This window comes from Mucilaginibacter sp. P2_A4, from assembly GCF_056405015.1.
In genome coordinates, this window is record NZ_JBFUCX010000027.1 from 17,601 (window position 1) to 29,766 (window position 12,166).

Genomic DNA, 12,166 nt, shown 5'->3' on the forward strand with positions numbered 1-12,166 from the left:
GGCAAAATAGCACATTGTTAACGTGCCATAATTATTTTTCGGTATTGTAAGGGCGTTACCCCAACAGCCTGTTTAAAGCTGCGGATAAAATGGCTCTGATCGGCGAAGCCACACTCATAGCCAATCTGTATTAGAGGCACTGCCTTTTTACTCAGCAAACCTGCAGCTTGCTCTATTCTTAACTTTTTAAGGTAATCGCCAACCGTGGTGTGGAAATATTTAGGAAACTGGCGCGATAAATGAACCGGGTGCACTTGCGCAAGAGCGGCTAAAGCATCCCATGATAATGAATTGGTATCGGCATCGTTCAGTACTTCCTTTATCTTTTTTACCCAGGCGGGTTGCCGCGCTGTTTCCTGTTGCCTTACATTGGCAAGTAAACCAAAAACTTTAAAAAGCGATTCACGGATAGCCAGTATTTCTATCGCCCCGGTATACTTTGTTTCCAAATACATGCTGCGGAACAACAACTTTAAAACCGGGTTATTCAGCTTTACACTGCCTTCCATTTGGTTTAGCGGCAATTGATATCTTTCAAAGAAATCCTTTTCCAGCTCGATATGAAAACCACGGGTATAGCCGGGGCGCTTGATATTGCAGTGCGCATCCTGCCAGTTGTGAAACAGCAGTGTGCCTTCGCTGCATTCATAACTCTCTTTTTTATTGGTCTCCAGCATGTTGCCGGTAAGCAAAAAAGTAAAGTATGGGTTTTGGTGTGTATGCCAGTCAACACGGTCATGCGTGTATTCGGTATCGGTAATAATGAGATTATCCAGTTGAATAGCCTTGTTTTGGATCCCGAAGTATTTACCTTTTTGAAGCTGCAGCATATTGCTTTATAGACGGCTAAAGAAATAAATTGTTACATTTTAGTTAGCGAGCTTAAGGATGAACGAATTACTAAATTGACTTAAATTGTAACATTAAAATAATCTGCACATCTAAAATCTGCACATATGCACATTCGTTTATTTGTTTAATTTTGGTCCGATGAAAAAAGTGGAAGTATTAAAGCTGATAGATCTGATCGAGGAGATCAAAAAACTGGATGAATTGATTACGCAAAGCCGTAAAAAAAAGACATCAGATTTTGTGCTGAATCAATACGAAGCTAAAAAATTGAAGATGATTGGCTCAATCATCAACGAGCTGGCCAATCCGCCAATTCAATCCATGGAAAGCTATATGCTTATCCAGAAGATCCTTAACAAATACTACCCAAACATCAATAATGGTGAGTTGCTGAATGATAGCGATGTAGACAAAATTGTGGCTGTTATTTAAGGAAAAGTCCAATAAATAGCGGCAATGGTTTCTTTAACCTCGCCTTCTTTCCAAAACGTGGTAGCCGGGTGAAAATGTTTCCAGGAGTGCCAGTATTCCTGGTAGGCTTGTACCTTGCTTAGTTTTTGACCCTTTTGCGCACCAGATGTACATAAGCCATCCCAATCCCAAACTGATGCAGTTTCTTTATCGGTAAGTTGTCCATCTTTATTCAAATCAAAATGAAGGGTTTTACCTTTCAAATTGGCATTCCAAACATGGTAACTCAGGCTGTCTTTTTCTATGCCTACAAGTAACGATGTTTTATTGAGCTCATCATTAAGTACACGTTTATGAAATAAATGACGCCAGTCATAAGCTTTAGCCTGCCCGTTTATTATCACCCCTATAACCCAGCTTTTCCTGATCAGCGAATCTTTATTTTTTAACGTGCTGTCTTTATCAATGTATTGCACACGATCATAGTTTTTAAGGTCGGTATAATCAGCAGCATACAATTTATCCGGTTGCATGATCATGGATGCCGGATGTTTTTGCAGCCAGGCGCCCAGGGTTAACTGCTCATAAGGCAACTCCTGTAAATGCTGCCCTTTAAGTTGGCCAACTGCCGCATTACCTGTTGCCTGGTACCACCATGTTTTGGTGCTTTCGTCTTCAATAATAGCATTATAATGCCTTGCCCCTACCAGCCTGAAGTTTTGCCTTTTGCCATTTATTACCGGGCTGTAAACCCGCCCTGTACGGCACATGGTGCAGTAGGTTACCAGGACTGGTTCGGCTCCAACATTATCCTGTACTTTATGGTGATAGCCTAAATATATAACCGGGTAGGCTTTGGCCACTCCGTTGTTTACCACACCCACTACCAAATAATTGAGCGGCACCTTATTGGTTAGCCCGTTGGCAAATTTAGCTACCTCAGTTTCCTTAAACATGGTTTCGGCTTTGTACAAATAGTCGGTAATATAAAAACTACCCAGGCAAAGCACCAGTACAATGGCCTTAACAAGCTGACCTCTTTTTGTATTTTTTGAATAAAATTTAAACAGGTACCAAGCAATGAAAATAGCCCCGATGAAGCGCAGCGGATTAACGATTTTTTCCAGGTAATAGCATACCGTAATGGCATTCAGATCCTGGCTGCCCGGAAAAGGCATCAGCAGGTAGGCATGCACCAGACCCGGTACTACCAATAAAATTATCCCTATCCAAAATATTCCTGGTCTATGTATATATTTCTTCATTTAATCTGCATTTAAAGCGGCATACCTGTTGGCCGATGGCAGGTAACCATTTGTTTTTAGGATGCCTGCCAGGCGATTATAAAAAGCAGGTTCAGTTGGGGTTACGCTGGCCAGCCCGTCAACATAACGATTATAAAGGCTAAACAGGGCAGCAATTAAAACGGTATCATGCAGTTCCAAATCGGTTGCACCTGCCTGCTTTGCCTTTTCAACCAGGTTGGCAGTAACATTTTTACCGCTCAACTGTGTTTGGTGTGCAATCTCCAGCAGGTGTTTCATTTTTTCGCTTACGGGCGCGTTATCGGGATCATTCTTTACTTTTTCGGCAGTTTCGGTATCTCCCAACAGCACATCCGCCGCCGCGGTATGGGCATTGGTACAAAAACGGCATTGGTTGCCATGGCTCACAACAGTAGCAATCAGCTCGCGCTCACCTTCGGTAAGGGTTGATTCACCGCGTAATAGTATCTGGGTAAGCTGCCTTATGGGCAAAGCCGTATCTTGTCTATAATTCAGTAAACCGGTAATACCGGGCAGGTTATCATCTAATGGTATGTATGGCATATCAATAGTACAATGGGGCTCGGCTTCTCAACCGATCAATAAATTTAATAAAGGCTTTATAATCGACCCTAATTTATCTAAAAAATTAAATAATCCGCAACATCGGGCATAATTATTTTTTTAGGCAGATCTCCCACTCTATTTATTTTAAGTTTATAGCATACAGGCCGCCATCGGCACTGCCAACGTAAATTACGCCATTAAGAATAACCGGCGATGACACTATGGGGCCAAGGGTATGTAATTTATCCATTACATCAACCGCTGTCTTATACAGCGAGTTATCGGCACCGTTTGCCGCGTATTCAAAGTTAAGTGTATCCTGCTTCAATACTTTTGTGGCATGGGCATTACGGCCTGTTGTTTTAAATTCGCCGGAGAGCTTGCCAGTTTTAATATTTACAGCAAAAAGTTTTCCCGTAAAATCACCAAAGAAAGCCGTATTTGCCCATAATGCCGGGGAGGAATATAAATAGCCATTGGCTTTATAGCTAAATTGCTGCTTGCCGGTTAAAGCATCAACGGCCACAAACAAATAGGTATCTGAGGTGGTAAAATAAACCTTGCCATTTTTTATAGCAGCGGTGGTAAGTATCCAGGAGCCATTGGCATTATATTTCCAGGCCAGCTTTCCTGTATTGGCATTAAGCGCATAAAAATAGCTATCCCGGCAACCAAAATAAACAAAACCATTATTGCAGATTGGCGAGGCCTGAATCCCCTCCAACTGGTGATAATTCGGCTGATCGGCCGTTTTAAACTTCCAGATAAGTTGACCGCTTGCGGCATCCAAAGCGTACAGGTAGGTATCCCAACTGCCAAAATAAACCTTGCCCTGGTATAAATACGGACTGGTATGGATAATTCCTTTTGTTTGATAAGTCCATTTCAACTTACCAGTATTACCATCCAACGCATAAAGCTTACCATCGCTGCTTCCAAAATATACGGTGGGATTATTTTTTGCTTCACTAAATACCGGCGAAGACAGAAAAAAATCATATAGATCATCCATATATTCGTTCAGCGGCTTCATGGTCCATAATCCCTTTGCGCCAACCTTCTTCTCACCGCCAGTTTTAAACTTCCAGATAAGTTTGCCGGTTTTAGCATTTAAGCTATAATAATAACCATCAAAACTGCCAAAACACAGCTTATCGCCATTTATTGCTGCCGATGAATTTACGGCACCACCAGTAGTGAATTTCCAAACCTGTTTCCCTGTTTTTACATCAACGGCGTACAAATTATGGTCTTCGCTACCTATATATGCCATACCATTAGCTATAACCGGAGATGAGAATATTTTCCCCTTCGTGGCAAATTTCCACTTTAGGCCGCCAAAAGAACCATAGTCCTTTTTATTATAAGCCTCTTTATGCGGCACGTTAGTATCTACAGCCAGGGGCATCGACGTCTTTCCCTGGCTAAAAGCCGCGGTGACCATAAATAAGGCAAACAGGAAAATATTCTTTTTCATTATCAGGAATGGATATAATTCAGGCACACAAGTATAGTCATACTTTTAGCCTATAACTAATTGTATCCCTTATAATTAGAATCGCACATTTAAAAACTATTGCTTTTTTCCGTTTTCTACACTTTTAATCTCTTCCTTGCGGTCCTTTTTAAAATCGAAGTTGTTAAAATCTGTTGTCTGTGGCAGATCCATGGTGTAATTTGTGAGGGTATCTATTTCAATGGTGATGTTCTCCATATTCAAATCGATGAGGTGACCGCCGGCTGTCTTATCCTCCGATAAAAAATGAAAATGATACCCACTGATGTGCGCGCCTTCCATAAAGGTAGGGATACGAAAACCCACCAGATCGCCCCGGATATCGCTATGCTCAAAAAAATGCTGCCTGTTCAGCATAGCGGCAAGAGGCAGGTATGGCTTTTCAACCGGTGGGAAAGCCCTGGTTTTAATCGATTTGAATTTACCAGTAATATGGATTGCGTATATACCATTCTGGTTGCGCAGCAAACTGTCCAGGTAACTATAAAGCGCTGTTTTGCTTAACGCGCCGGCATGCTTGTACACTTTTTTTGCCTTAAAAAAGCACACCACCGCATAGGGCAATTTGCCGGTATCGGCAACCAAAGTGGTTTTACCAGTTGATTGCGTTTGGTAAATTTTTCCGTTCAACAACAGCAGTTCGCCATCAAGATGACCGGGCGCACCCAGGCCAAAATTGCCGTGCTTTTCCAATTCTTTATAAGGGTACCAATTATCATATAAGCCACCAATAAAACCCGAGGCAAACCCCGCGCTGAATAAATTATTGTCGTTTTTTAAAGGATTGGCTTTTTGTTGTGCTATGGATTTGTAGTTGACACAGGTAATAGCTAACAAGATAAAAAGGATTTTTTTCGACATCATAAAGGAATTGGATTTAAGCTTTGCAAAGCAAGTGTTTTACAGCAAGCTATCCAAATGTTTGTGGATAATTAAAAACATGTCCTTTTCAAATTTTACGTTACCCTTACGGGGAAACAGGTTGCTTATTTTAGATTTGTGTATCCCTAAAACAGGAATACGATGAAAGTAGAAATTTGGAGCGACGTAATGTGCCCGTTTTGTTATATAGGCAAGCGCAGGTTTGAAGAGGCTTTGGAGCAATTTGATCATAAAGACCAGGTAGAAATTGAGTGGAAAAGCTTTCAGCTTAACCCGGATATGAAAACCGACCCCAACATTAACATTAGTCAATACCTGGCTGATGCCAAAGGCTGGACGCTTGACTACGCCCAACAAATGAATAACCATGTTACCCAAATGGCTGCCGAAGTAGGGCTTACCTATGATTTCGACAGGGCTGTTGTGGCTAACAGTTTCAAAGCTCACCGTTTTAGCCACCTTGCCAAAAAACATAACCTTGGTGATAAGGCCGAAGAAACCTTGTTTAAAGCTTACTTTACAGAAGGCCTAAATATTGATGATAACGACACCCTTATACAATTGGGAACCAATATTGGCCTTAATGCCGAAGAAATAAAACAAGTGCTTGAAAGTGATACTTATGCTGACGACGTAAAGTATGATATTGCCGAGGCTCAACAATTAGGCATAAGAGGGGTTCCGTTTTTTGTGATGAATAACAAGTATGGTGTATCGGGTGCGCAGGCTGTGCCGGTTTTCCAGGAAACAATTGAGAAATCATTTGCCGAATGGCAACTGGAAAGCAGCAAACAAGCACTAACCATTATTGAAGGTGAATCATGTTCGCCGGATGGAGATTGCAATTAACACTATTGATCTTCAGTACAATTACGTATTTTTGATTTAAAATCCATTCAAAAGTCAAAAACGATTTAGCTTACTTAAAGTATAAATTAAAGCACTATATTTGCATTAATACAACTAAGTGTATTTTTTACACTTAGCCTAATAAAAATACAGATGATAGACGCTCCCGCCCTCCCGGTTTTAAACTCCAAAACAACGCTCCGCATAGCTGTGGGAGCCATGTTTTTTATGGCTGGTTTAAGCTTTTCAAGCTGGGCATCACGTATAGCTACGGTACAGCAAACCATGGGCCTCTCTGATGCGGCTTTAGGTGCTGTACTATTTTCATTACCCGTTGGCTTAATGTGTTCTCTGCCGTTTTCCGGGTGGATCATCACTAAAATTGGCAGCCGGAGGTTGTTAATCAGTGCATTGCTGGTATATGCATTAGCACTGGTAACTTTAGGTTTGGCACAAAATACATTTCAGCTTATTATTTGCCTTATTTGTTTCGGCTTTAGCAGTAACGCGGTTAACATAGCTGTAAATACCCAGGCCGTAGCTACCGAAAAGATTTATAAACGCCCTATACTGGCATCATTTCATGGTTTGTGGAGCCTGGCAGGGTTTACAGGCGGCGGGATAGGCTCTTTAATGATAGCTCATAATATTTCACCCTTATATCATTTTTTGCTCATGCTGGTTGTTATTGCAGCCGGCGTAGCCATAGCGGCCCGCTATTTAGAGGATGATAAAGTTGCCAGCGCCGGGCCAGTATTTGTTATGCCCGATAAATCGCTGATTAAATTGGGAGTGATTGCTTTTTGCTCCATGATTTGTGAGGGGGCCATGTTTGACTGGAGCGTTATCTACTTTAAAAAAATAGTGCTTGCCCCTGCAGCCATGGTAGGGATAGGCTTTACAGCGTTTATGTTCACCATGGCTATAGGTCGTTTTGTGGCAGATGCCTTTGCCCATAAATTTGGCTTAAAACGCACCTTACAGGTAAGCGGTCTGTTAACGGCTACAGGCCTCACGATAGCAGTAGTTTTCCCTTACATTTATACAGCAATAATTGGTTTTTTACTGGTTGGTGCCGGTGTATCATCTGTAGTGCCAATGGTTTATAGCGCGGCAGGTAAGTCAAAAACCATGTTACCGGGCGTTGCTTTGGCAGCAGTATCTACTATTGGTTTCCTTGGCTTTTTTGTTGGTCCGCCGGTTATTGGCTTTATAGCAGGTGTTGCCACATTAAGGGCATCATTTGTGCTGATAGCATTAATGGGGCTATTGGTTACTATAGTATCTACCAAAGCTAAAATTGAATCCTAAGCTTTATTAAGATCGGTGTCGCCCGGGTTTAACAGGTAATCAAACTGCTCATGCCCGTTGTGTATGATGAATTTTAGCCGCTCCTTTGGCACATCAATATCCAATGATATTAATCCCAAAGTTTCGGGCAGATTATCCCGAATAACTTTCAGATCGGTTACATGAGGCATTTCGATAAAAATATCTTCGCCCTGTGCTTCAATTTTCCATCCCGGCAGCCGGGTATTGTGCAATACATCCAGCCATTTCTTTTGATAAAGGTTCATAATCGTTTTTTAATAATAAAGGGATGAACGGACGATTGGTTTTAATTATTAACCTAATGTTATGGTTTTAAAGAGCTTTTTATTATTTCCAGGATCCGTTCATTTTTAACAATCCACATTCCTAACCGCTCTTCTGTAATACCCTCTTTAAGTTTATAGGTGTTTACCGGGTTCGTATCTTCAAAAACAGTTTCCATATATCGGAAATTGATATTTTCAATGGGTGATAATTCATGGGCAACCTCAACAATATGTGTAGAAACTACAAAAAAACAGGTTTTCACCTCTGCAAAGGCCGCGATTATGGCAAGCGAGGCATCATAGGCATCTTTAACATTTGTCCCCCTGAACAGTTCGTCAAAAATGACGAAAACATCTTTTGACTGATTTAATTTTTCGGCCACTTGCTTAACCCGCAATACTTCTTTATAAAAGTGGCTATGTCCCTGTTCAACATCATCCGCTAAGTTTATGGTTGTAATCAGACCTTTAAATGCGGAAGTCACCATGTGTTTCGCGGGCACCGGAAAGCCTATTTGAGATAAATAGATAGCAATTCCAATTGATTTAAGCAGAGATGATTTTCCCGCCATATTAGTACCGGTAATAAAACAAACATTTTTGTCGGGACTAAATTCAATGTCGTTACTTTTAGGATCAGCAATAAACGGGTGAAATAAGCCCTCAATAGTTAATCCCGTTGTGTTAGTATCATTAACTACGGGAAATGTGAAACCAAGGGCTTTACCACTTAAACTTACGGATTGATAAACATCTAACTGGTAAGCAACATTCAACAAAATCTTCATTCTTTCATAGGCAAGGTACCTGAAAAAGTGGTCGGCTTTCGCCATATCCGTAGCACTGCGATTAGGCTTCTTTATCAATTGTTTTAGCCATACAAATTCTTCGGGCTGGAAAGTGTTTAAAATAATTGAACGGAATTCCTGTATTTTTTTAGGCAGATCGCCCTTTAGTGCTTCAGCGTAATCTATTAAGCTTTCCAGTATCGATAGCGTATTTTCTATCCCGGTTTGAATTACATAATGATCATTATTATTAATGAACGCATGTATGATTTTTTCTAAGAACCGGGTTATAACCGAAAATGGTTTAGCATGGTAATGCTTTTTTAAATAAAACTCTACAAAATCATAATCATTTCTATTTAAGCTAATTTTAATATCATGTTCCTCAATATATAAAAACACTTCTACCCTTTCCTTTATGTGAACAGGATCGGTAAGCGGCTTGTTGAACATATCGTGCAACGCTTCATTGCCACCAATTGTATTTGTTTGGTTGAAAAGGCTATATATAGATTGGCGGGAATTGTTACTTTGAAATATTGCCAAATCATTTAGTGTTTGCCTATCTATATCGAAATTCATGAAAATGGTTGTATGAGTTGCTTAAAGCTAAACTTTCTGTTAGATTATCTAATAATATATAATACAATTCGCAGCTTTCACACCTGTCCTCAATGTAACGTCATTAACAAACATTTAGTTCTCGCCCCTGCCCCCCATTCAACAATAGTTACAAACAACCAGGTTGCTTTCATCAAGAACAAAGGCTTTGTACAACCTGCTTTCAGCTTTTATATAATATTGTTACATTGATAACCTATACAGACCTATTTGTTTATTAATCTTAATTTTCTAATTTTATGAATTAATAATGTACATACATTAACACATTATACGTTATTAACTCATACCAATTATAAATTTTTGTACAATGGATTTTTTGAATACCATACTTGATTTTTTTAAAGGCTTTTTTGGCTGGGGCAGTTGGAACAGTTTGATGAACATCATCAAATCTGGCGATTATGGCAAATTGCTTACTTACGACGGTTTCCGGGCGATGCTATTCCCAATCCTGCCGTTCCTGCTTTCGCTTGAAATTATCCGGGCAGCCTTTTATAAACGCTTTAAGGTTATCCATTATAAAATACCTTTTTTTTCATTTGTATTAAATTCTGTTATCGGGCGGTACATATCCATAGGCATGGTTTTCCTGTGCATAGGTTTATTTGAAAAACATGCTTTTTTTAAAACTACATTTACCTGGTACTGGTTTATTTATGGTTATATAGTTTGGGAATTTGGCCATTTCCTGTATCATTACTTCGGTCATAAAGTAAGGTTGTTCTGGTGCCTTCACTCCACCCATCACGCGCCCGAAACCATGAACCTGGCCATCAGTAACGCGCATTTCTTTTTAGAGGGACCTTATGCCGATTTTATACGCACCACGGTTTGCATCATGTTGGGCGTTACCCCTCCTATGTTGTTTGTAATTATGTTTATTGATGGATTTTGGGGAACATTTATCCATATTGGCGAAAACGTGATGAAGGATGCCCGATTAGGCTTTTTAAACAATATTTTGCTTACGCCATCGCATCACCGGGTACACCATGCCCGCAATATAAAATACATGGATACCAATTTTTGTAACCTGTTGCCCATCTGGGATAAAGTATTTGGCACTTACCAAAACGAAGAAATGGAAATTTCTATCGAGTACGGCATCAGTCGCCCACTGATTAAAAATAGTTTCCTGGACGCCTACTTTGGTGAGATAGTAGCCTTAGTAAAAGATGTATATAAGGCGCCCGGCATTAAAAACAAGCTCCTCTATATTGTAATGCCTCCCGGATGGAACCATAACGGTGATCATAAAATGACCACCGTTGTAAAGAAGAAGTATTTTGAGGAACTGGAAAAGCAAAACGCCAGCAACGCTGACCCGGCGAAAAAGACGGTATTAACCTAAATTTTCCCAATCCGCGAATATCTGCGTATACTCCTTTATGGATTAAACCCTTAAAAAGGTTTTCTTTTGATATAAATAGTACAGGAACAGCCATTTAACCATTACAAAGGTAATGGCCATGGCTACTGCATTAAAAGGATCGCCGATGAGCTGACCTATCCAGCCAAAGAAACCATTATTGGTGTAACCCCATTTTATAAAATGACCGGATACATAGATCAGGATGGAGTTCATGCCGATCACCCTGAAATAAAACGACCATTTTTGATAACCCAGCACATCTATAATATAATAAAAAAATGCCATCAACAGCAGGCTTAAGCCACCTACCTGCATTACAAATGAGCTGCTCCACAGATTTTTGTTGATAGGAAAATCAAGATTCCAGATTTGAGCAATAACCAGGAATATGACACCGGCAATACCCAGTATAGCCACTTTTTTCATTTGCCTTAAACCGGTTTTCTTTAAGATGGTGCCGGTAATTATTCCTAACAAACCGGTGCTGATAGCGGGGATAGTGGAAAATAAACCTTCGGGATCATGAATGCCTAAATATAATTTGCCCGGCAGGATAATCCTATCCATGTAGGATGCAAAATTGCCCTGCATGGTTAAATCGCCATGAGGAAAGCCCGGTGCCGAAGTAAATTTAAGCAGCAGCCAGTAACCTATGATGAACACCCAAAACCAAACCATCTGCATCCGCTCGCTGCTGTACAGGTAAATAATGTTGGCAAACATATATGCTATCCCAATGCGGCCCAGCACGCTGGCAAAACGAATCTCGGATATCGGCATAATGTTTAATCCGTTGTTAACCACCAAGCCCAGTAACACCAATATGAATGCTCTTTTTATAACACGCAGCACCAACTGCTTTTTGCTTTTGCCCTTCTCTAATTCGCGGCCAACAGAAAAAGGGGTAGATACGCCTGCCATGAACAGGAACAGCGGGAATATCAAATCGTAAAGATGAAAACCATTCCAGTCGGGGTGTGTAAACTGATTTGCGATAGCTCCCCAAAACGGTGATTTGGTGGCTTTAGCCATTGTATGGAAGATCTCTTCGCCCCCCATAATCCAAAACATATCAAAGCCGCGAAGGGCATCTAACGAAAATAAACGGGTGGGAGCGGCATTAATATCATCAGGCGCGGTATTGCCTGTGCTGGTTGTTGCTTTGGAAGCCATTGGTTATAGGATTTTTGTTTGAACTAAAGATATAAAAAGGCCGACTAATTAAAATAATTTTTTTAGCTGTTTAACTTATTAAAATAATTGGATATTGGAGTTGAAATTTATTGGACGCAGTTTAAAAATATAAATACGATCGTCATTGCTGTAAGGGTTTAGTAATTCGGTAACAGAATCAGGTATTTTTATTTGTTGTTTAGGGTGACCATATCGATAGGTTTTTTACCATTGATGCCCTGATGTGGCCGTTCCCAGTTATAATAAAC

The 12,166-nt window shown here is 40.4% G+C and carries 12 protein-coding genes; 4 read left to right on the top strand and 8 right to left on the bottom strand.

All coding sequences use genetic code 11. The annotated features are described in order from the left end of the window. Positions 1–17: 17 nt before the first annotated feature. Positions 18–830, bottom strand: a complete 813-nt coding sequence (locus AC1DYB_RS29885; protein WP_477440523.1) for a helix-turn-helix domain-containing protein — start codon at positions 828–830, stop codon at positions 18–20. A 160-nt stretch (positions 831–990) separates the two neighbouring features. On the opposite strand from AC1DYB_RS29885, the gene AC1DYB_RS29890 reads away from it, so the two are divergent. Then, on the top strand, positions 991–1,284 hold the full coding sequence (locus tag AC1DYB_RS29890) for a hypothetical protein (protein ID WP_295720828.1): 294 nt from the start codon (positions 991–993) through the stop codon (positions 1,282–1,284). On the opposite strand, the gene AC1DYB_RS29895 is transcribed toward AC1DYB_RS29890, so the two are convergent. The 4 genes from AC1DYB_RS29895 to budA all read right to left on the bottom strand — a co-directional run bounded on the left by AC1DYB_RS29895 (position 1,281) and on the right by budA (position 5,475). Further along, positions 1,281–2,528: a DUF3179 domain-containing (seleno)protein gene (locus AC1DYB_RS29895; RefSeq protein ID WP_477440525.1), complete on the bottom strand. Its 1,248-nt coding sequence runs from the start codon at positions 2,526–2,528 to the stop codon at positions 1,281–1,283. The two genes, AC1DYB_RS29890 and AC1DYB_RS29895, sit on opposite strands and share 4 nt — an antisense overlap. Then, positions 2,529–3,092 carry a carboxymuconolactone decarboxylase family protein gene (locus tag AC1DYB_RS29900; protein ID WP_477440527.1) on the bottom strand — a complete coding sequence of 188 codons (564 nt, stop codon included), beginning with the start codon at positions 3,090–3,092 and terminating at the stop codon, positions 2,529–2,531. 142 nt (positions 3,093–3,234) lie between these two features. Next, the gene (locus AC1DYB_RS29905; protein WP_477440529.1) at positions 3,235–4,572 is read right to left on the bottom strand and encodes an outer membrane protein assembly factor BamB family protein; all 1,338 of its coding nucleotides are present in this window, start codon (positions 4,570–4,572) and stop codon (positions 3,235–3,237) included. Positions 4,573–4,668: 96 nt separating this feature from the next. Continuing rightward, positions 4,669–5,475 carry an acetolactate decarboxylase gene (gene budA / locus AC1DYB_RS29910; protein ID WP_477440531.1) on the bottom strand — a complete coding sequence of 269 codons (807 nt, stop codon included), beginning with the start codon at positions 5,473–5,475 and terminating at the stop codon, positions 4,669–4,671. A 159-nt stretch (positions 5,476–5,634) separates the two neighbouring features. Between budA and AC1DYB_RS29915 the strand changes: the two genes are divergently transcribed. Then, entirely contained in the window at positions 5,635–6,342 is a 708-nt protein-coding gene (locus tag AC1DYB_RS29915) for a DsbA family oxidoreductase (RefSeq protein ID WP_477440533.1), read from the top strand. Positions 6,343–6,495: 153 nt separating this feature from the next. After that, the gene (locus AC1DYB_RS29920) at positions 6,496–7,653 is read left to right on the top strand and encodes an MFS transporter (protein ID WP_477440535.1); all 1,158 of its coding nucleotides are present in this window, start codon (positions 6,496–6,498) and stop codon (positions 7,651–7,653) included. Here AC1DYB_RS29920 and AC1DYB_RS29925 read toward each other — a convergent pair. Both AC1DYB_RS29925 and AC1DYB_RS29930 read right to left on the bottom strand, forming a co-directional pair. After that, positions 7,650–7,919: a hypothetical protein gene (locus AC1DYB_RS29925; protein ID WP_477440537.1), complete on the bottom strand. Its 270-nt coding sequence runs from the start codon at positions 7,917–7,919 to the stop codon at positions 7,650–7,652. The genes AC1DYB_RS29920 and AC1DYB_RS29925 overlap by 4 nt on opposite strands. A 59-nt stretch (positions 7,920–7,978) precedes the next feature. Next, positions 7,979–9,310 (bottom strand): MutS-related protein, encoded by a 1,332-nt coding sequence (locus tag AC1DYB_RS29930; RefSeq protein ID WP_477440539.1) that lies wholly within the window; start codon positions 9,308–9,310, stop codon positions 7,979–7,981. Positions 9,311–9,659: 349 nt separating this feature from the next. Between AC1DYB_RS29930 and AC1DYB_RS29935 the strand changes: the two genes are divergently transcribed. Beyond that, entirely contained in the window at positions 9,660–10,703 is a 1,044-nt protein-coding gene (locus AC1DYB_RS29935; RefSeq protein WP_477440541.1) for a sterol desaturase family protein, read from the top strand. A 42-nt stretch (positions 10,704–10,745) separates the two neighbouring features. On the opposite strand, the gene AC1DYB_RS29940 is transcribed toward AC1DYB_RS29935, so the two are convergent. Then, the gene (locus AC1DYB_RS29940; protein ID WP_477440543.1) at positions 10,746–11,897 is read right to left on the bottom strand and encodes an acyltransferase family protein; all 1,152 of its coding nucleotides are present in this window, start codon (positions 11,895–11,897) and stop codon (positions 10,746–10,748) included. Positions 11,898–12,166: the final 269 nt, after the last annotated feature.